Origin of the sequence: Peteryoungia rhizophila (assembly GCF_004912145.1) — a bacterium.
In the GTDB taxonomy this organism is placed as follows: Bacteria; Pseudomonadota; Alphaproteobacteria; order Rhizobiales; family Rhizobiaceae; genus Allorhizobium; species Allorhizobium rhizophilum.
The window spans coordinates 353,477-372,472 of the sequence record NZ_STGT01000003.1 but is presented as its reverse complement, the minus strand read 5'-3'; the positions used below and the strand labels follow the sequence as shown (position 1 = coordinate 372,472).

Below are 18,996 nucleotides of genomic sequence, written 5' to 3'. Positions count from 1 at the left end.
TCCGTCACCTTCGCTCCTCATGCACCCATTTCTGATGTATCTGAACCAGTCAAAACACCCCAAGCGCGGACTGCTCGATATCGGCTCTTAGCATGGGGTGCAGGCTATGTCGTGAGATCGATCGCGATCGAAGTTCCTGCTTCAGAAACTGCTGGATGCCGATGAGTTCGATCAGGGAAAATTTCTGGGCTGGATCATGATCAATGAATAGGTCCAGATCACTTGTTGGTGTCGCTTGTCGCCCGCCGTCGAGCCGAAGATGAAGAGCGAGGCCGCCCCGGACATTGGGTGCAAGCCAATTGTGCCGCGAGATAGCTTCAACCTGTTTCATGCATGGATGTTGGCACACAGCATGTTGCCCGTCACTTCGGCCGCTGCACATCCTGGTACACCGTCGCCAGCTGCGCCATCCGCGCCGTATAGGCGGCCGTGAGGCAGGCGATGTCACCCTCACATTCGCCGCGCTTGGTCAGCCATTCGATCTGCTGATCCTGCAATTCTCCGCGCGCGCCCATGGCGAGCAGGCCGGACAGCAGTTCGAAGGTCGTGACCATCTTCACGTCGAGATCGTTGAGGGACAGGGTTTCGCAGATGGCGGTTTCGTCTGCGGCGAGCTCCGGTTGCTGGCAGTCGAAACTCGCGGCCTGCGCGGGAAGTCCGCCCGCCAGCACGGGGCCGGCCAAGATCGCAAACAGGATGGCGCGTGCGGCGGCTGTTGTATCGGACATGGTCACCTCGTTCTGTCTGGACTCATGCGGGCAACGTCCCGAGCCTCCGCATCGTTCCATGCAATCCGCGCATGCCAGCCTCTCACGTTCCGGTGAAAGTTGGCAAAGGTCCTGTTATTGGCGGCGGTAATGCCTAACTTCAGCACCATGAACAGAAGAACGCTCCTGGCCGCCATCGCCACCCTGCCGGTGGTCTCCACCTCCCGCGCCTTTGCCCAATCGGCTGAGCAAGCCGTCGCCGTGCCAGCCGCCGAAGCGTCGCCCCCGGCGCATTTCGAAGCGCTCCGCCCGCGCATCGCGACGCTGCTCGACGAAGCCCGCCGCCTCGACACGCTGGAGACCGTGATCGCCACCCGCAACGGGGAAACGCTCGCCGAACGTGCCTATGGCAATAGCTCGCTCACCGGCTCGACCAACATCAAGTCGGCCTCGAAATGCATCGTCTCCGCGCTGGTCGGCATCGCCATCGACAAGGGCCTGCTGGAAGGCATCGACCAGAAGATCGAAACCGTGCTGCGCTCGGAATTCCCCTCCAATCCCAATCCCCGGCTGTCGCAGATCACCATTGGCCATCTCCTGTCCATGCGCGCAGGTCTTGATCGCATGTCAGGCCCCAACTACGGCCGCTGGGTGGCCAGCCGCAACTGGACACGTTTCGCGCTCGCCGCCGATTTCATCGACGAGCCCGGCGGCGGCATGCTCTATTCGACCGCTTCCACACACCTTCTGTCCGTCATCCTCACCAAGGTCTCGGGAAAGCCGACGCTGGCGCTCGCCCGGGAGTGGCTCGAGCCGCTCGAAGGCTTCCGCATCGGCTCTTGGGATCGCGACCCGCAAGGCTACTATCTCGGCGGCAACCAGATGGCCATGACGCCGCGCTCGCTGCATGCCTTCGGCGAACTCTATCGCCGTGGAGGTGTGACCGAGGACGGCACGCGACTGATCTCGGAGAACTGGATCCGCGCAAGCTGGATCCGCCGCACCAATTCGGTCTTCAACGGCGATGGCTACGGCTATGCTTGGTTCCTCAAGGAAATGGGTGGCGAGCAGGTGAACTATGCCTGGGGTTACGGCGGCCAGATGCTCTACATCACACCGAGCCTCGGACTCACGGTCGCGATGACCTCCAACGAGAGCGCCCCCTCGGCCCGCACCGGCTACCGAGACGAGCTCCACGGCCTGATGACACGCATCATCGAAACCGTGAAGACTTGAGCCGAGCGGGTGTTATCCCCATCTGCGATCGATCTTCCTTGCTTCTGCCTATTTCAGGACGCAGGAACCGGGTCTAGAACGTCCATGATCGCATGAAGGATTTATCGCACATGCCGCGCTTCGACCGCCTCAAACCGATTGCCGTGATCGCCGCTCTGCTGACGCCCTTGGCGGCTCCCGCCCTGGCCCAGGACAAGGCCGTGCCGCAGAGCCAGCTCGAGATGCAGCTCTCCTTCTCGCCACTGGTCAAGCAGACGCGCGGCGCGGTGGTCAATGTCTATGCCGAGCGGCTTGTTCAGCGACGCCCGAACCTTTTTGCCGGCGATCCCTTCTTCGAGCAGTTCTTCGGCCAGCGCATGCCCAACCGCACCGAAAAACAGTCCTCGCTGGGATCCGGTGTCATCGTCGAAGCCGACGGTGTCGTCGTCACCAACAACCACGTCATCGACGGCGCCGACGACATCAAGGTGGCGCTGGCCGACGGTCGCGAATTCCCGGTCAAGGTCGTGCTCAAGGACGACCGCCTCGATCTCGCGGTGCTGAAGTTCGAGACCACCGAAGTCATGCCGACGCTGCCGATCGGCGATTCCGACGCGACCGAGGTCGGCGATCTCGTGCTCGCCATCGGCAATCCCTTCGGCGTCGGCCAGACGGTCACTTCGGGCATCGTCTCGGCACTCGCCCGCAACCAGGTGACGGAGGGCGATTTTGGCTTCTTCATCCAGACCGATGCCGCGATCAACCCGGGTAATTCCGGCGGCGCGCTCGTCGACATGAAGGGCGAACTGATCGGCATCAACACGGCGATCTTTTCCAAGGGCGGCGGCTCCAACGGCGTCGGCTTCGCCATCCCAGCCAACCTCGTCCGTGTCTTTCTCGATGCCGCCGATCGCGGCGATACGAGCTTCGAACGCCCCTATATTGGTGCGAGCTTCGAGCCGGTGACCTCGGATGTCGCAGAAGCGCTCGGGCTCGAGACCGTGCGCGGGGCGCTGGTCGTCAGCACCGTCGAAGGCGGCCCGGCAGAGAAGGCCGGGTTGAAGCCGGGGCAGGTGATCACCGCCGTCAACGGTATCGAGGTCGAGCATCCGGACGCACTGGGGTACCGCCTGACCACCGCCGGCCTCGGCAAGGCCGCCGAACTCACCGTCCAGCAGGACGGTCGCGAGGAAACCATCCCGCTGACGCTGGCCGCGGCCCCCGAAACCCGGCCACGCGATATCCAGCTGATCGAGGGCCGCAGCCCCTTTGCCGGCATCCGCGCCGGCAATCTGTCGCCGCGTCTCGCCTATGAGCTGAAGATGGCCTCCGAAGTCACCGGTGTCGTGGTGACCGAAGTCCTGCGTGGTTCGCCGGCCGCCCGTCTCGGCTTTGCACCGCGCGACATCATCGTCGCCATAAATGGCGAGGAGATCGGTTCTGTCGACGATCTGCGGAAAATCGCCGAAAGCGATCCGGGCTTCTGGCGCGTCGAGGTCGAGCGCGGCGGTCAACGCATCCGGCAGATTTTCCGATGAGCGATCTCTTCGCGCCGCAGATGTCGAAGGAAATGGCCGAGCGGCGCCCGCTTGCCGATCGCCTGCGGCCGAAGAACCTGGCCGAAGTGACCGGCCAGGAACACCTGACCGGCGAGGACGGCGTGCTCGCCCGGATGATCGCCGCAGGGTCGCTCGGCTCGATGATCTTCTGGGGGCCGCCCGGCACCGGCAAGACCACCGTCGCGCGGCTTCTGTCGGGCGAGGCGGGTCTTGCCTTCGAGCAGATCTCGGCGATCTTTTCCGGCGTCGCCGACCTCAAGAAGGTCTTCGAAAGCGCGCGGCTCCGCCGCATGGAAGGCCGCCAGACGCTGCTCTTCGTCGACGAGATCCACCGCTTCAACCGTGCCCAGCAGGACGGTTTTCTGCCCGTCATGGAGGACGGCACCGTCATCCTCGTCGGTGCCACGACGGAAAATCCGAGCTTCGAACTGAACGCCGCTCTTCTGTCGCGCGCGCGGGTTCTGACCTTCAAGAGCCATGATGCCGAGAGCATCGAGACGCTCTTGACGCGGGCCGAGGAAACCGAGGCAAAACCGCTTCCGCTGGATGCCGACGCCCGTCAGGCGCTCATCCGCATGGCCGATGGCGACGGCCGCGCCTCGTTGACGCTCGCCGAGGAAGTCTGGCGCGCCGCCCGTCCGGGCGAGATCTTCGACACGGAGGGCCTGGGGCGTATCGTCCAGCGTCGCGCCCCCGTCTACGACAAGGGCCAGGACGGCCACTACAATCTGATCTCGGCCCTGCACAAGGCGGTACGCGGCTCGGACCCAGATGCTGCCCTCTACTATCTCTGCCGCATGTTCGATGCCGGCGAGGATCCGCTTTATCTCGGGCGGCGGCTGGTGCGCATGGCGGTCGAGGACATCGGTTTGGCCGACCCGCAGGCGCTTGTTGTCTGCAATGCGGCCAAGGACGCCTATGATTATCTCGGCTCGCCGGAAGGCGAACTGGCGCTGGCGCAGGCCTGCGTCTATCTCGCGACCGCACCGAAATCGAACGGCGTCTATGTCGCCTATAAGGCGGCGATGCGGGCGGCCAAGGAACACGGCTCGCTTCTGCCGCCCAAGCACATTCTCAACGCCCCGACCAAGCTGATGAAGGCGGAAGGCTATAACGAGGGCTATCGCTACGACCACGACGAGCCGGATGCCTTTTCCGGCCAGGACTATTTCCCGGAAAAGATGGGCCGCAAAACCTTCTACGATCCGCCGGAGCGAGGCTTCGAACGCGAAATCAAGAAGCGCCTCGACTGGTGGGCGAAGCTGAGGCGCGAGCGGGGCGGCGGCTGAAGGCGCGCCGTCGAGGCCAGCCTCACGACGCCTTCTGTTTCGGCTGCACGGCCGGTGCCGCGATCATCTTGACCTTGGATTCGGCCAACCCGTGATGGCCCTCCATGTCGACGATCATGTGCCAGTGGCCGCTTTCCGGAATGACGATCTTGAGCGGCGATTTCTTCGCCACGCCACCGAGAAACTTGAAGTCCAGCGTTTCCTTGAACCGCTGAAAATTGGTCGGTGTCATCAGACGCACATTGTTCACGGCCGAGAGCGTCACCTCGATGATCGTGCCGGCGCGCTGGTCTTTCAGGTCGTAATGGGTGAAGCGGAAAGTCGGTTTGGACATTCTGCCTGTTCTCCGTCCGGTCTTTTATGGTGTTCTAATCTACACCAAGGCCGTTAAGGAAGCGTTTGCCTTGCGGCCGCGGTAACGGTGCTGCACGGCCTTTTTTGGGACGATGCCTGATTGTCAAAAAACCCAAGCTTCGCCACCGGTCGGGATCAACTCCCTCCGGGGATGGTCATGCTTGTCTCGGACGAGGCGCCAGAAGCAACCTGTCTAAGTAGTTTTATGTGGCTCCTCCCGGCGCCTCGTTCGGCGTTTTTGTCCCGCTGCATGCGTCTCTCTGGCAAGGCGGCGACGGGCGTCGGGACCGAAGTCCGACGTTCGACCGGGCGTAGGGTCCGGCTGAGGCAGAGTCCTCCTTGCGGAGTGTCTGCCAGAGCCTGGCCGGTGGCCCGGGAGGTTCCCGTCGGATGGTGCACCAATCCGACCGGGACCCTCGCCCGGGGGGGTGATCGTCTGGCCATTTGCGGCCCGGCGCGCATCCCCGCCGTTTTGTCCGCCCCGCCGTCTGGTGTGTTCGCGACGGCGTGGGCGCCTTGTCTGTGTGCCTCTGAGGCACGTCCTTCCGATCGGGGTATCCGGTCCTGGGGCATCCGCCGCCCAAAACCTTCGTCCAGCCCCTCGTCCGGAGGGAGACCGTTGCAGCGGGCCGGGGATTTGTGCCTGCGACAGCACGCCACCCCGGCGCCGACCCCGCCTCGCCTGACATCGCATCGTCAGGTGTATCCGAGGGCGGGACGGGGACTAGGGTAAGGGGGTGGAAATGGTGGGGGATGAAAAAAGTTTGTTTCGTTGATTTTGTTGGGGGATTTTTGGAAGTCGTCCCCCTCGAACTGCGGATGTTGAAGGATTTGGCGGCTTGCGCGGCCCTATCTCCCCCCTTGCGGGGGAGAAAGCGAAATCGAGGAATTGGCCCGCTCAGGGCCAAACCTTAAGATTTCGCAAGAGAGGGGCTCGGTGATGTCGGCGCCAACGGAACTGTGCCCCTCTCCAGGAAAATCTGAAGTTTAGGCCGCTTGCGCTGGCCTAAGCCTTCGATTTTCCGTCCTCCCCCGCGTGGGGGGAGGTAGGGGCTGCGGCCTAGATTTTCATCCGGCTAACGTTGCGGCTGTTTCGAGCACATCGGTGGACATAGTTCTAAGGCCGAGGCACTCACGGCCTATCTCCCCCCTTGCGGGGGAGAAAGCGAAATCGAGGAATTGGCCGATCAGGGCCAAACCTCAGATTTCGCAAGAGAGGGGCTCGGTGAGGTGAGCGCCCACGGAACTGTGCCCCTCTCCAGGAAAATCTGAAGTTTAGGCGGCTTACGCTCGCCTAAACCTTCGATTTTCCGTCCTCCCCCGCATGGGGGGAGGTAGGATTGTCTCCAATGAACTCGTCGTCTGCGGCGGATTTCGTGAACGTCTCGTGCTCAATATCCTTGATCTCAAGGTTCCTCAAAACGCCACCGTGATGCATGAACGAAGCGAACTCGTTTGGCAGCAGTTCTGCTACAGAGAGGTCAAACACTGCCTTGTAAACCAAGCCTCCGATATCAGCTGCGCGCCAGGCAAGATTTGCTAAATCTTTGTAGGTGTTCTGAAAAAGCGATTGGTTGATGTGTGGCCCAACATGCAACCGCTCTCCATCTAGATGTGCCGCGATTGATTGGAAAGAGGGATGGGTCCCGAACTCTAAGAAGAAGTCAAATCGATTGTTAAAGTAGGTAAAGTGTTCCGGTGCTGCTGCATTCTTTAACTGAGATCGTCCAAATGACCGGTAACGTTGCTTACCTTCTAGTCTCGCCCATTTGAGCAGGTCATCCGGATTTCCAGCAAAATGGATAGCTAGCATCCCGATCTCAGCCATGTCCCGCCCGAATGCGGCCGCTTGAACGAAATATCCCGCTTCGAGCAGTTTTATCGCAGCACCGATATCATTGACGAGACGAAATCCGAGTTGGGAGAGGGCAAGAAACCGAATCTGTCCCTCGGCATCTGACCTTACAAAATTCTGGCGGAGAAGTGCCGCATCAACCAGAACTCCTGTGGCTTCCAATGCCGCAGTATACTGAGAAAGCGAAGAGGCGAGCCTTCGATGGCCCGCCTCCACTGAACTCGTGTCAAAGATGCTCATTGACTGAGCGCCTCAGCTAATCAGCTGCACCCACTCGTCGCGCCGCACGTGTCGCACTTCTCGCAAGTCCCATTCCGAACCATCGTGAAGTTCTGGCATTCCGAGCACATGTTGCCCGTATAGCCTTGCGCGATGGAGCGCATGCGGCGGGTCGCCTCGAGCTGCTTGGCATCCGCCTTGGCCTTGGCGGCCTCGTCGGCGGACGTGTCGGAGAAGAGGCCTTCGTCGGCGATCTCCTCGGCCAGTTCCACGGCCCGTTCCTCGTAGTCGCGCTTGAAGGACACGACTTCGGAGGTGGCGATCGCAGTCGTCACTTCGAGCTTGCGGGCAGTGTTGCCTGCAGACGAGAAAGCGGTGACCGTCGAGGCCTTGGCGGGGGCGGCTGTTGCTGCACCCTTGGGCTCAGGCCCGGCCGCTGCCGGCATGTGGCTGGAGACGAGCGTCGGCTTGTAGCCGCGGGTCAGGCCCTTGGAGACGACGTCCGCCTTGCCTTCCTTGACGCCACGGCCAAGCGCGGTCGTGGAGAAGTCGGAGGTGTCGACATGGGCGAGGTCGCTGCGACCGAGGTAGGAGATCGCAAGCTCGCGGAATACGTAGTCGAGGATCGACGTTGCATTCTTGATCGCGTCGTTGCCGGTGACCATGCCGGCCGGCTCGAACTTGGTGAAGGTGAAGGCGTCGACATATTCCTCGAGCGGCACGCCATACTGCAGGCCGAGCGAGACGGAGATGGCGAAGTTGTTGATGAAGGCGCGCAGAGCCGAGCCTTCCTTGTTCATGTCGAGGAAGATTTCGCCGAGGCGGCCGTCGTCATATTCGCCGGTGCGCAGGAAGATGGTGTGACCGCCGATCTTGGCCTTCTGGGTATAACCCTTGCGGCGGGCCGGCAGCTTTTCCTGTTCGCGCACGATCCGCTCGACGATCCGCTCGACGATGCGTTCCGTGATCGTAACGGCCTGGGCAGCCTGCGGCTGGGCCAGCAGTTCCTCGACGCCGTCCTCATGGTCCTCGTCTTCGATCAGCGAGGCATTGAGCGGCTGGGAGAGCTTCGAGCCATCGCGGTATAGCGCGTTGGCCTTGAGTGCCAGCTTCCAGGACAGCATGTAGGCGGAGCCGCAATCTTCGACGGTGGCTTCGTTCGGCATGTTGATCGTCTTGGAGATCGCACCCGAGATGAACGGCTGGGCCGCTGCCATCATGCGGATGTGGCTTTCCACCGAGAGGTAACGCTTGCCGATCTTGCCGCACGGGTTGGCGCAATCGAAGACCGGAAGATGCTCGTTCTTGAGGAAGGGGGCGCCTTCCAGCGTCATCGCACCGCAGACATGGATGTTGGCAGCCTCGATGTCCTTCTTCGAGAAGCCCATGTGGTCGAGCAGGTTGAAGCTCATGTCGGTGAGCTGCTCGTCGGAAACCTTGAGGGTTTCCTTGAGGAAGTCCGCACCGAGCGTCCACTGGTTGAAGACGAACTTGATGTCGAAGGCGGCCTTCAGGGCGCCGTTGACGGCCTCGATCTTCTCGTCGGTGAAGCCCTTGGCACGCAGCGTCGAGGGGTTGATGCCCGGCGCCTGGTTCAGGTTGCCATGGCCGACCGCATAGGCGTCGATCTCGGCGATCTGGCTTTCCGAATAGCCAAGGGTGCGCAGCGCTTCCGGAACGGCAGCGTTGATGATCTTGAAGTAGCCGCCACCGGCGAGCTTCTTGAACTTCACCAGCGCGAAGTCGGGCTCAATGCCGGTCGTGTCGCAGTCCATGACGAGACCGATCGTGCCTGTGGGCGCGATGACCGAGACCTGGGCATTGCGGTAGCCATGCTGCTCGCCGAGCGCGAGCGCCTTGTCCCAGGCGGCCGTCGCATGGGCGACGAGGGCAGGGTCGGTGCATTCGGCATGGACCAGCGGCACCGGATCGACGGAGAGGCCTTCATAACCTTCCGACAGGCCGTAGGCTGCGCGGCGATGGTTGCGGATGACGCGCAGCATGTTGTCGCGGTTCGGCGCAAAGCCCGGGAAGGGGCCGAGTTCCGAAGCGATTTCGGCTGATGTCGCATAGGAGACGCCGGTCATGATGGCGGTGAGCGCACCGCAGATGGCGCGACCTTCGGCCGAGTCATACGGGATGCCGGAGGACATCAGCAGGCCGCCGATATTGGCATAGCCGAGGCCGAGCGTGCGGTATTCGTAGGAGCGTTCGGCGATTTGGCGCGACGGGAACTGCGCCATCATGACGGAGACTTCGAGCACGACGGTCCACAGACGAACGGCATGTTCGTAATCGGCGATGTCGATGTTCTTGGTCGTCTGATCCTTGAACTGCAGAAGGTTCAAGGAAGCGAGGTTGCAGGCCGTGTCGTCGAGGAACATGTATTCCGAGCACGGGTTCGACGCGCGGATCGGGCCGGCGGCCGGGCAGGTGTGCCAGTCGTTCATCGTCGTGTTGAAGTGCAGGCCAGGATCAGCCGATGCCCAGGCGGCATAGGAGATCTTTTCCCAGAGATCGCGGGCCTTCAGCGTCTTCATCACCTTGCCGTCCTTGCGGGCGGTGAGGTTCCAGTCGCCATCGGTCTCGACCGAGCGCAGGAAGTCGTCCTTCAGCGAGACGGAATTGTTCGAGTTCTGGCCCGAAACGGTGAGATAGGCTTCCGAATCCCAGTCGGTGTCATAGGTCTTGAAATCAAGATCCTTGTAGCCCTGCTGGGCGAACTGGATGACGCGCTTGATGTAGTTTTCCGGAACCTGGTCCTTCTTCGCGGCCTTGATTTCGCGCTTGAGGGCAGGGTTCTCGTTCGGGTCAAAGCAGGCGCCGTTGTCAGCCTCGCAGTTGACGCAGGCCTTCATGATCGCCTTCAGGTGCTTGGCAACGATCTTGGAGCCGGTGACCAGCGCCGCAACCTTCTGCTCTTCCTTCACCTTCCAGTCGATATAGGCTTCGATATCCGGATGGTCGATGTCAACGACGACCATCTTCGCCGCACGGCGCGTGGTGCCGCCAGACTTGATGGCGCCCGCTGCACGGTCACCGATCTTCAGGAAGGACATGAGGCCGGACGAGCGACCGCCGCCCGAGAGCTTTTCGCCTTCGCCGCGCAGATAGGAGAAGTTGGAGCCGGTGCCGGAGCCATACTTGAAGAGACGCGCTTCACGGACCCAGAGGTCCATGATGCCGCCTTCATTGACCAGATCGTCTTCGACGGACTGGATGAAGCAGGCATGCGGCTGCGGATGCTCGTAGGACGACTTCGACTTGACGAGCTTAGCCGTGAAGGGGTCGACATAGAAATGGCCCTGGCCGGGGCCGTCGATGCCATAGGCCCAGTGCAGGCCGGTGTTGAACCACTGCGGGGAATTCGGCGCAACGCGCTGGGTGGCGAGCATGTAGGCGAGCTCGTCCTTGAAGGCGGAGGCGTCTTCTTCAGAGGTGAAATACTTGCCCTTCCAGCCCCAATAGGTCCAGGTGCCGGCCAGGCGATCGAAGACCTGACGGGCATCGGTTTCCGAGCCGTAGCGTTCGTCGGCGGGCAGGTTGGCCAGCGCCTTCTCGTCGGCGACAGAGCGCCAGAGGAAGGAAGGAACGTCGTTTTCCTCGACCTTCTTCAACAGCTTCGGCACGCCGGCCTTGCGGAAATATTTCTGGGCGAGAATATCGGCCGCCACCTGGCTGAACTGGGCGGGCACGTCGATGTCGGCAAGACGAAATACGATTGAGCCGTCGGGATTCTTGATCTCGCTGATGGCCTTGCGGAACTCGATCTCCGCGTAAGCGGACTGCCCCGGTTTGGTGAAGCGACGTTCAATGCGCATCTGCCTGTGTCCCTCGATCTGATGCGCCGGAAATTCGGCGCGAATAATTCCGTTCGGTCGCACGGTGGGCCGCGCAGCCGTTCACTCGTTCATCCGTCAGGTGATTCATCCGGAGATGAGGACCCTGTATCTTGTGGAGATGGTGGCTGCAAACACTAAATATAGTACTAACAGTTTATTGCAGCTAGCCCCAGAACCCCTGTTCGGCGGTCAAAATCGCACAAATTTTCTATCGCGGAGAGCGTCGTCAAAACGCCATTCCGCATTAAAGAAAGCCGCTACAATGTTTGATGAAACCCGGCCTCGTTCATGCCCGGTCCAGTCGCCGCCGCAACTGGCCTCATTAACATCTTCTAGACTGATTCCGTCAAGGGGTGGTCTGTGAAGGAAATGTTAACGCTATATGTTGTGGTGCCAGGTTGTGGATAACGGGCAAAAGCGCGAAGTCACGGGAATGACACGGCTTTCTCCGCCGGTGTGACGCGCGGGCCACGAAATGTAGTGCTGCGTGTGAAAAAGTTCCGGGTACATTTCGTGCCTAAACGAGCCGCTTTCACGGGTTTTGATGCGCCGAAGACACGCCGCCACAAGATTTGGGATGCGTCTCGAAAATTCTGGGGATGAGTCGCGGGCGTCGAGGCGCTTGACACGATATCGGGCCGCTGGCTCCAGACGTCGCCGCCGACTCCAGTGTGCAGTGCATATATCGGTATCTCTCATCAACGAAATGGCAATATGTCGCTGCTAGGACAAGGGAAGAACAGTATGGAATGAGCTCCATGCCTGGCCGCGACAGGCCGCCTGCCAGGATGGCGGGTCGCACGGAGTGAGTTGTCCATGTCTATTGCCAATCTTTCCATTCTGAAGAAGGTCAGCCTCGTGGTCGTCCTGATGGGCGTTGCGGCGGCCGCGATCGCAGCTGTCGGTGCAAGCGGCTTGTCCTCGCTGGGCTCCGCCCTGAAGGATACCGGTGCGCGGGAAGAAGTCGCCCGTGAAGCCATGGACCTGCGCGTCGACATCATCGCCATTTCCCGCATGACCTACCAGCTGGCGCTGGCACCGGAAAAGGCGGCAGATTTCGCAGCCGAGACCGACAAGCGTGCCGCCGAAATGCTCGCCCGCCTGCCGAAGATCGCGACGACGGCGAGCCAGGCCGAAGCACAGATCCTCGACCGCACCAAGACGGCGCTCGATGCCTATTTCAACCAGATCCGCGCCATGGTGGCCGTTGCCGCCACGCCTGCCGGCCAAGACCTTGCCGTGATGAAGACCGAGCTCGACAAGGCGCTCGAAGCCCAGAAGACGGTGACCGCAGTCGTCAAGGAATATTCGACCTCGTCCGCCGAGAGCCTCAAGGGCTCGCGTGAAAACGCGCTCGCGGCTTCCGGCTTCACCATGCTGGTCCAGGTCGTGACTGCGGCCGTCTGCATTCTCGCCGGCGTCGCGATCAGCTTCCTTCTCGCCCGCCGCGGCATCGTCAACCCGATCCGCAGCCTGACGGCGATCATGTCCGACATGGCCTCCGGCAAGCGCGGCAATTCCATTCCCGGCACCGACCGCAAGGACGAAATCGGCGAAATGGCTCGCGCGCTCGAAGTCTTCCGCGCCAATGAAGAACACATGCGCGCCATGGAAGCTCAGGAAGCGGCCCTGACCGCCCAGAGCAAGGACCTGCAGACCTCGATCAGCGGCATCGTCGCGGCCGCTGCTGCCGGCGACTTCTCCAAGCGCATTTCCAAGACCTATGACGATGCCGACCTGCAGCGCTTCGCAGGCTCAGTCAACGAACTGGTCGAAAGCGTCGACCGCGGCATCACCGAAGTCCGCCGCGTCATCGCAGCCCTCGCCGATGCAGACCTGACCCACGACATGGACGGCCAGTTCCAGGGCGCCTTTGCCGAACTGCAGGGCAACGTCAACCAGACCATGGCGGTTCTCCGCCAGACCATGCAGAACATCCTGTCGGCCGCCGGCACGATCACCGACAATTCCGGTGAACTCTCGTCGGCTGCCAACCAGCTCGCCCGCCGCACCGAACAGCAGGCAGCCTCGCTGGAAGAGACAGCCGCAGCCCTCGAGGAGATTACGACCACGGTCAAGACCTCGACCCAGCGCGCCAAGGAAGCCTCGCACATGGTCGACGAGACCAAGTCGAGCGCCGGCAAGTCGGGCGACATCGTCCGCAACGCGATCGACGCCATGGGCCGCATCGAGCAGTCCTCGCAGAAGATCAGCCAGATCATCTCGGTGATCGACGAGATCGCCTTCCAGACCAACCTCTTGGCCCTGAACGCCGGCGTCGAGGCAGCGCGTGCCGGTGAAGCCGGTCGTGGCTTCGCCGTCGTCGCCCAGGAAGTGCGCGAACTCGCCCAGCGCTCTGCCAATGCCGCCAAGGAGATCAAGACGCTGATCAACACCTCGGCCGAGGAAGTGAAGGGCGGCGTTTCGCTTGTGCTTTCTACCGGTGAGGCGCTCAAGGAGATCGAATCGCTGGTCAACCGCGTCAACGACCACGTCGTGACGATCGCCCGCGCGGCCGAAGAACAGTCGGCAGCCCTCGGCGAGATCAACACATCGGTCAACCACATGGACCAGATGACCCAGCAGAACGCAGCCATGGTCGAAGAAACCACGGCAGCGAGCCAGGTTCTGGCCGGCGAAGCCCGCCAGTTGCAGGCGCAGCTCGCCCGCTTCAAGCTCGAAGGTGGCGCATCTTCTGGCTCGACCGGATACCGCACGGCAGCCTGAGCTGACGGATCCGGGAAACCGGTTACAAGACAAGGCGCCGCAGCGATGCGGCGCCTTTTGCGTTTGCGCGATGGAACGGGCAGTGTGGCCAGACATTGAGCCTTGTCGCGCTGACGCGCGAGGTCCGGCCTATCAGGGCCTGCCGTTCAGGTGAAGGAGCACGGGATCATGCAGCTGTTGTTGTTGGGCGCCACCGGACTTGTCGGCAGTCGTGTCCTGGACCTGGCGCTCGCCGACCCGCGTGTGGCAGGGGTGACCGCACCGACCCGCCGGCCGCTGCCATCACGACCGGGTTTGTCCGCACCGACATTGGATTTCGACGAGCTTCCGCAGGATCCGTCGATCTGGACCGCCGATGCGGTGATCTGTGCCTTGGGTACGACGCTGAGGTCCGCCGGATCGCGCGAGCGCTTCTACCGCGTCGATCATGACTATCCGGTCGAAATCGCCAGGCTGGCGAAGGCCCATGGTGCAAAGACCTTCGTCCTTAATTCCGCCAAAGGGGCGGACGTCAAGTCGCTCTTCTTCTATAGCCGAGTGAAGGGCGAGACGGAGCGGGATATCTTGGAGCTCGGTTTCGCGCGGACCGTGCTGGTCCGTCCAGGCCTGATCGACGGTCCGCGTCCCGAACCGCGTCCCATGGAGCAATGGGCGGGCAGGGTGCTTTCCGTGTTGAAGCCGATCCTGCCGCCCTCCATGCAGGCGAATCGCCCAGAGGCAATCGCCCGCGCCATGCTCGAGGCCGCCATCTCCGCGGTGCCGGGCGTGACCGTCGTGCCATCGCAGGACCTGCTTTGACCGCATCGACGGTCTGTCGCAGGCTTCAGTTGATGCGGGCAAGCGGAAGCTGACGGCGGATATCTCCGACATCAGGCGCATTGATGCGACGGTAGCGCGCCTCGACGAAGTTGTAGATGCCGAAGGCCGCGAGGCCGACTGCGACCACGGCATAGATGACGCCGCCGAACGGAAGGCTCTGCACCCAGGCCAGCGCATCCGCCATGCCGCCGGCCTGCTCCGGGTCGACGGTGAAGGCGGCATACAGGAAGAAGACGCCGACGATGGCGAAAACCGCGCCGCGGGCGACGAGGCCGTAGATGGAGATGAGAACGGCCGGCGAGTTCTTTTCCGCATCGAGGTCCAGATAGCGTCCGAACCGGCGTCTGATCCCCTTCATGGCAGTGATCACGCCGCCGATGACGAAGCCCAAGCCGATGGCGCCGGCGAGATAGCGGCCGAAGGGCTGGGCCATGGCCCAAGCGGCGAGACCCTCTTCGCCACCGGAGCCGCCGCCGCCCGACATCTGCAAGGCCATCATCAGGCTGGTGACCGCAAGGCCTGCATAGGTGATGGCGCTGCCGAAGAGGGCTGCACGGATCGCGTAGCCCTTCAGGTCATCATCCTGGCCATCGGCATTGGCGAGCGACTGGGCGAGCCGCCAGACAACAAAGCCGGCAAGCCCAAGCCCGATCAGGCCGATCCAGATCCGACCGAAGGGTTGCTGCAGGATCGCCGAGAGCGCCGACTGCGTATCTGGTTCGCCGCCAGCAAAGCTGGAAAACAGAGCAAGAGCAGCAATCAGCAGAAAAACGACGCCGCGTGCGCTGTAGCCCGCCCGTGCCAACAAGTGAAATTTCGACCGCGTGTTCATGGAAACCCTCTTTTCGTGTCGGGAGAGAACGGAAAGGGCGCGCAACGGGTTCCGTCGAAAGAGCGCTCCGCACGGAACCTCCGGGGACAAGGCGGTGTTTTTCGGATGACAGGGAGATTGCCATGAAAGACGAACGCACCAGCCATGACGGAGACCGGAAGACCGGCTATCGGGACAAAGATCATCCGGGTCCCAGAAGCGGCAGTGTGCTGTCCTGGTGGTCACTGGCGATCGTCACGATCTTTCTGATCCTCGTCATCGGAAGTGCCCTGCTCATGTAAATTGCGCGATCCTCAACCAGATGGTTGACAATCCATGCCTGTCGGCAGATATTCAACCACATGGTTGAGCAAACTGACATGATCCTCGATACGATCTTCCACGCACTTGGTGACCGCACCCGTCGCCAGATGCTTTTCGACCTCTCCAAGGGAGAGCGGAGCGTCGGCGAACTGGCGGAGCCCCATGCCATGTCGCTGGCAGCGGCGTCCAAGCACATCAAGGTGCTGGAAGTGGCAGGCCTCGTGCGCCGCGAGATCAGGGGACGAACCCATCTCTGCCGTCTGGACCCGACGCCGCTTTCCGGCGCCCACCAGTGGCTGAGTAGCTATGAGCACTTCTGGACCGGCCGGCTGGACGTTCTCGAACGGCTCCTCCGAGCGGAGGACGCCGCATCTGCCAACAACAAGGATGGAGAATGACGATGACGGAACTACTGGAAATGGACACTTATGGACGCGTGGCGGAACCGGCGACGCTGGTGATCGAACGCAAGCTGCCCGGGCCGCCCTCGCGGATCTGGAGCTATCTCATCGATGCAGACAAGCGAAAGCTCTGGCTGGCCGACGGTGTAATGGAGGCAAAGGCGGGAGCGCCATTCGAACTCGTCTGGCGCAACGAGGAACTGACCGACCCGCCGGGCATGCGCCCCGAGGGCTTCAGCGAGGAAATGCGCATGAAGAGCCGGGTTCTGGAAGTCCAGAAGGACAAGCGCCTCGTCTTCACCTGGCAGGAGACCGGCGAAGTCTGCATCGACCTCAGGCCGGAGGGTGACGAAGTCCTCATGACTGTCACACACCGGCGGATCTCTGACCGGGCGAACCTGCTCATGGTCGGCGCTGGCTGGCACATGCATCTCGACATTCTGGCAGCCAGGCTCAGGGGCAAGACGCCGGAGCCGTTCTGGGATGGCTGGTTGCGCCTGAAGGCCGACTACGACAAGCGCATCCCTCGCTGAGCCGCTTGCCTGCGGCGCCATGAAGGAAGGCCCTCCCCGGCGACGGGGAGGGCCTTTTTCTTGTCGTCTGTCAGCCGGTGCCTCAGGGCTGAGGCGCTGGCGTGGAGCCCGGTGTCGGGGGCTCGGCATCCTGCACCGCACCTTCCGGACCTGTGGCCGGGACATCGGTCTGCGGCGGATTGACCGACGGCGGTGCCAGCGTGCCATTGCCCGGATCGGCCGGGGCATCGGGCGTCGGAGCAGCCGCCGGATCCTCTGCGGGTGCGACGGTGGGATCGACGGGTGCAGCGGGCTGAATGGTACCGCCGGGCTCGGTCTCCGTTGCTTCCTCGGCCGTCGAATTGGCCTCGGCTGCTGGTGAGCCTGCCGGCATCTCGTCCGTCCCGATCGGCTCTGCGAGAGGTGCAGCACCTTCGGCGGCGAGGCGCCAGACCGTATTGCCTGCATCATCGGCGATCAGAAGCGCCCCGGTTCCGTCAAAGCCGAGACCGACGGGGCGGCCGCGGGCTTCTTCATCAGGATTGAGGAATCCGGTCACCACGTCGCGGGCTTCACCTGAGGGCATGCCGTTTTCGAAGGGCACGTAAAGCACTTTGTAGCCGTTGAACTGATCACGGTTCCAGCTGCCGCGATTGCCGACGAAGGCACCGTTCTCATACTCGGCCGGCATGGCCATGCCGAGCGAGAAGGCGAGGCCGAGGGCGGCCACATGGCTGGACAGTGCATAGTCGGGCTTGATCGCCTGCTCGACCATGTCTGGACGCGGCGGATGCAGGCGCGGGTCGACATGCTGGCCATAATAGCTCCAGGGCCAGCCGTAAAAGCCGCGATCCTGGACCGAGGTCATGTAGTCGGGCACGAGGTTCGGCCCGAGTTCGTCGCGCTCGTTGACGACAGTCCAGAGCGCCCCGCTTTCCGGGTTGATCGTGAGGCCGTTCGGATTGCGAAGGCCAGACGCATAGACGCGCGAGGCGCCGGTTTCGCGATCGATCTGCCAGATGGCGGCACGGCCCTTTTCGGCCTCTAACCCGCGTTCGCCTGCATTCGAATTGGAGCCGACCGAGGCATAGAGGAAGCGCCCGTCGGGGCTGAGCGCCAGATCCTTGGTCCAGTGATGGTTGATCGGGCCGCCCGGCAAGGGAGACAGGACCCGCGGCGGCGTGGTGATCTCGTTCTGGCCGAGCTGGTAGTCATAGGCGAGCACCGCATCGGCCGCTGCGACGTAAAGCGTGTCTTCGACGAAGGCGAGGCCGAAGGGCGAGTTGAGGTCGGTGAGCAGATCGTGGCGCTCGTCAACGGTGCCGTCGCGATCGGTATCGCGCAGCAGCGTAATGAGATTGGTCGGCTTGTCGTTGCCGCCGCCGCCCGAGGCGAAGGACATGATGAAGCCGCGGATGACATCCTTCGGCCGCTCGACCGGCTTGCCGGGCGGTGCCTTGCTCTGCACCACGAGCACGTCGCCATTCGGCAGCGTGTGCACGGTGCGCGGATTGGCGAGATCCTTGGCGTAAGCCGTGATGGTGAACCCGTCGACGACGTCGGGGGTCTCGTTGTCGCCCCATCCGACGACTTCCGCGACCTTGAGGTCGGGCACGAGGGACTGGCTCGGCTCAGGCAGAACAGGATCGGGACCGATCTGGCTTGTGACGTCGAAATCACCGTTGTCGTCGCTGCAGCCGGCGAGCGCGAGAACGAGAACAGCGGTCGAAGCAAGCGCCGCGCGGCGCAGGGTGGGGCGGTTCATGGGGTTCTCCAGGCATCGGCGGCGCGCTGGTCGGCCGTGAGATAGACACAGGCGATCATGGCGATCACGGTGACGGTCGAGGCGATGAGGCCGTAAGGGACGATGGCGGTCCAGCCGTCACCGGCATGGATAAAGCTGTTGAGTATGGCGAGGACGAGAATGCCGATGAAGGCGAGAGAGGCCGGCCAGCGTGGACGAAGCGCACGGGTGGCTGGGCGGGCGAGATCGATCAGTCCGGCAAGCACGGCGAATGCGCCGAAAACCAGGCCGAAGAACAACAGCCAGTCGGAGAAGTTGCTCCACATCAGATGCGACGTCCGCCAATAGAGGATGTCGGTGATCAGCGTCAGCGTGAAGCAGACGAAGGGGAAGGGGGCGAAGAGCGCCGAAAACGGATAGGCGTTGCCGGCGGCGGGCGGAGAGTGAATGGCCATGGCGATCTCGATCTTGAGGGATGGGATACCCATGCCATACGGTCGAGCGCCGCCTTTTGTTCCATACTGCAACCACCGGCTGATTGTGATGTGAGCGACAGGCGCGCTGCAAAAAGCCCGCGCCGATGGCGCGGGCTCTTGGAAATCATGCAGGAGGAGGGCG

16 protein-coding genes are annotated in these 18,996 nt (G+C 62.5%); 8 read left to right on the top strand and 8 right to left on the bottom strand.

The window, feature by feature from the left end; translation table 11 throughout:
* Positions 1-49 precede the first annotated feature (49 nt).
* Entirely contained in the window at positions 50-331 is a 282-nt protein-coding gene (locus E9677_RS12845; RefSeq protein WP_235882946.1) for a DNA polymerase III subunit beta, read from the bottom strand.
* Between the two features lie 31 nt (positions 332-362).
* Positions 363-728: a lysozyme inhibitor LprI family protein gene (locus E9677_RS12840; RefSeq protein WP_235882945.1), complete on the bottom strand. Its 366-nt coding sequence runs from the start codon at positions 726-728 to the stop codon at positions 363-365.
* A 147-nt stretch (positions 729-875) separates the two neighbouring features.
* Here E9677_RS12840 and E9677_RS12835 point away from each other — a divergent pair, with 147 nt between their 5' ends.
* From E9677_RS12835 to E9677_RS12825, 3 genes are all read left to right on the top strand, one after another.
* A complete protein-coding gene (locus E9677_RS12835) occupies positions 876-1,943 on the top strand; it encodes a serine hydrolase domain-containing protein (RefSeq protein ID WP_136558493.1) in 1,068 nt (355 codons plus the stop codon).
* Positions 1,944-2,053: 110 nt separating this feature from the next.
* Complete coding sequence (locus E9677_RS12830; protein ID WP_136558492.1) at positions 2,054-3,460, top strand: DegQ family serine endoprotease; 1,407 nt, start codon at positions 2,054-2,056, stop codon at positions 3,458-3,460.
* Positions 3,457-4,770, top strand: coding sequence for a replication-associated recombination protein A (locus E9677_RS12825; protein ID WP_136558491.1), 1,314 nt, complete (start codon positions 3,457-3,459; stop codon positions 4,768-4,770). Before E9677_RS12830 ends, E9677_RS12825 begins: the two co-directional genes overlap by 4 nt.
* 22 nt (positions 4,771-4,792) lie before the next feature.
* Here the strand turns inward: E9677_RS12825 and E9677_RS12820 are convergent, their stop codons facing one another.
* The 3 genes from E9677_RS12820 to E9677_RS12810 form a co-directional block, all read right to left on the bottom strand.
* Positions 4,793-5,104, bottom strand: a complete 312-nt coding sequence (locus E9677_RS12820) for a DUF1883 domain-containing protein (RefSeq protein ID WP_136558490.1) — start codon at positions 5,102-5,104, stop codon at positions 4,793-4,795.
* Between the two features lie 1,314 nt (positions 5,105-6,418).
* Positions 6,419-7,219, bottom strand: coding sequence for a hypothetical protein (locus E9677_RS12815; RefSeq protein WP_136558489.1), 801 nt, complete (start codon positions 7,217-7,219; stop codon positions 6,419-6,421).
* Between the two features lie 20 nt (positions 7,220-7,239).
* Entirely contained in the window at positions 7,240-11,019 is a 3,780-nt protein-coding gene (locus tag E9677_RS12810; protein WP_136558488.1) for a vitamin B12-dependent ribonucleotide reductase, read from the bottom strand.
* Between the two features lie 837 nt (positions 11,020-11,856).
* Here E9677_RS12810 and E9677_RS12805 point away from each other — a divergent pair.
* Entirely contained in the window at positions 11,857-13,767 is a 1,911-nt protein-coding gene (locus tag E9677_RS12805) for a methyl-accepting chemotaxis protein (RefSeq protein WP_136558487.1), read from the top strand.
* Between the two features lie 168 nt (positions 13,768-13,935).
* Positions 13,936-14,565, top strand: coding sequence for an NAD-dependent epimerase/dehydratase family protein (locus E9677_RS12800; protein WP_136558486.1), 630 nt, complete (start codon positions 13,936-13,938; stop codon positions 14,563-14,565).
* 25 nt (positions 14,566-14,590) lie between these two features.
* On the opposite strand, the gene E9677_RS12795 is transcribed toward E9677_RS12800, so the two are convergent.
* The gene (locus E9677_RS12795) at positions 14,591-15,418 is read right to left on the bottom strand and encodes a DUF1206 domain-containing protein (RefSeq protein ID WP_136558485.1); all 828 of its coding nucleotides are present in this window, start codon (positions 15,416-15,418) and stop codon (positions 14,591-14,593) included.
* A 122-nt stretch (positions 15,419-15,540) separates the two neighbouring features.
* Between E9677_RS12795 and E9677_RS25190 the strand changes: the two genes are divergently transcribed.
* The 3 genes from E9677_RS25190 to E9677_RS12785 are packed head-to-tail and all read left to right on the top strand — an operon-like array spanning position 15,541 to position 16,655.
* Positions 15,541-15,699 carry a hypothetical protein gene (locus E9677_RS25190; protein WP_168801203.1) on the top strand — a complete coding sequence of 53 codons (159 nt, stop codon included), beginning with the start codon at positions 15,541-15,543 and terminating at the stop codon, positions 15,697-15,699.
* A gap of 60 nt (positions 15,700-15,759) precedes the next feature.
* Positions 15,760-16,119 carry an ArsR/SmtB family transcription factor gene (locus E9677_RS12790; RefSeq protein WP_136558484.1) on the top strand — a complete coding sequence of 120 codons (360 nt, stop codon included), beginning with the start codon at positions 15,760-15,762 and terminating at the stop codon, positions 16,117-16,119.
* Positions 16,120-16,121: 2 nt separating this feature from the next.
* Complete coding sequence (locus E9677_RS12785) at positions 16,122-16,655, top strand: SRPBCC family protein (RefSeq protein WP_136558483.1); 534 nt, start codon at positions 16,122-16,124, stop codon at positions 16,653-16,655.
* 82 nt (positions 16,656-16,737) lie between these two features.
* On the opposite strand, the gene E9677_RS12780 is transcribed toward E9677_RS12785, so the two are convergent.
* On the bottom strand, positions 16,738-18,399 hold the full coding sequence (locus E9677_RS12780) for a PQQ-dependent sugar dehydrogenase (RefSeq protein WP_136558482.1): 1,662 nt from the start codon (positions 18,397-18,399) through the stop codon (positions 16,738-16,740).
* Positions 18,396-18,833: a DUF2231 domain-containing protein gene (locus E9677_RS12775; RefSeq protein ID WP_136559053.1), complete on the bottom strand. Its 438-nt coding sequence runs from the start codon at positions 18,831-18,833 to the stop codon at positions 18,396-18,398. Before E9677_RS12775 ends, E9677_RS12780 begins: the two co-directional genes overlap by 4 nt.
* Between the last annotated feature and the right edge of the window lie 163 nt (positions 18,834-18,996).

What these genes read in the sequence shown, in the direction of transcription:
- E9677_RS12845 (WP_235882946.1), bottom strand. Translation starts at nt 331, where the DNA reads ATGAAACAGGTTGAAGCTATCTCGCGGCACAATTGGCTTGCACCCAAT.
- E9677_RS12790 (WP_136558484.1), top strand. Translation starts at nt 15,760, where the DNA reads ATGGTTGAGCAAACTGACATGATCCTCGATACGATCTTCCACGCACTT.
- E9677_RS25190 (WP_168801203.1), top strand. Translation starts at nt 15,541, where the DNA reads ATGAAAGACGAACGCACCAGCCATGACGGAGACCGGAAGACCGGCTAT.
- E9677_RS12835 (WP_136558493.1), top strand. Translation starts at nt 876, where the DNA reads ATGAACAGAAGAACGCTCCTGGCCGCCATCGCCACCCTGCCGGTGGTC.
- E9677_RS12820 (WP_136558490.1), bottom strand. Translation starts at nt 5,104, where the DNA reads ATGTCCAAACCGACTTTCCGCTTCACCCATTACGACCTGAAAGACCAG.
- E9677_RS12785 (WP_136558483.1), top strand. Translation starts at nt 16,122, where the DNA reads ATGACGGAACTACTGGAAATGGACACTTATGGACGCGTGGCGGAACCG.
- E9677_RS12825 (WP_136558491.1), top strand. Translation starts at nt 3,457, where the DNA reads ATGAGCGATCTCTTCGCGCCGCAGATGTCGAAGGAAATGGCCGAGCGG.
- E9677_RS12780 (WP_136558482.1), bottom strand. Translation starts at nt 18,399, where the DNA reads ATGAACCGCCCCACCCTGCGCCGCGCGGCGCTTGCTTCGACCGCTGTT.
- E9677_RS12795 (WP_136558485.1), bottom strand. Translation starts at nt 15,418, where the DNA reads ATGAACACGCGGTCGAAATTTCACTTGTTGGCACGGGCGGGCTACAGC.
- E9677_RS12815 (WP_136558489.1), bottom strand. Translation starts at nt 7,219, where the DNA reads ATGAGCATCTTTGACACGAGTTCAGTGGAGGCGGGCCATCGAAGGCTC.
- E9677_RS12830 (WP_136558492.1), top strand. Translation starts at nt 2,054, where the DNA reads ATGCCGCGCTTCGACCGCCTCAAACCGATTGCCGTGATCGCCGCTCTG.
- E9677_RS12840 (WP_235882945.1), bottom strand. Translation starts at nt 728, where the DNA reads ATGTCCGATACAACAGCCGCCGCACGCGCCATCCTGTTTGCGATCTTG.
- E9677_RS12775 (WP_136559053.1), bottom strand. Translation starts at nt 18,833, where the DNA reads ATGGCCATTCACTCTCCGCCCGCCGCCGGCAACGCCTATCCGTTTTCG.
- E9677_RS12810 (WP_136558488.1), bottom strand. Translation starts at nt 11,019, where the DNA reads ATGCGCATTGAACGTCGCTTCACCAAACCGGGGCAGTCCGCTTACGCG.
- E9677_RS12805 (WP_136558487.1), top strand. Translation starts at nt 11,857, where the DNA reads ATGTCTATTGCCAATCTTTCCATTCTGAAGAAGGTCAGCCTCGTGGTC.
- E9677_RS12800 (WP_136558486.1), top strand. Translation starts at nt 13,936, where the DNA reads ATGCAGCTGTTGTTGTTGGGCGCCACCGGACTTGTCGGCAGTCGTGTC.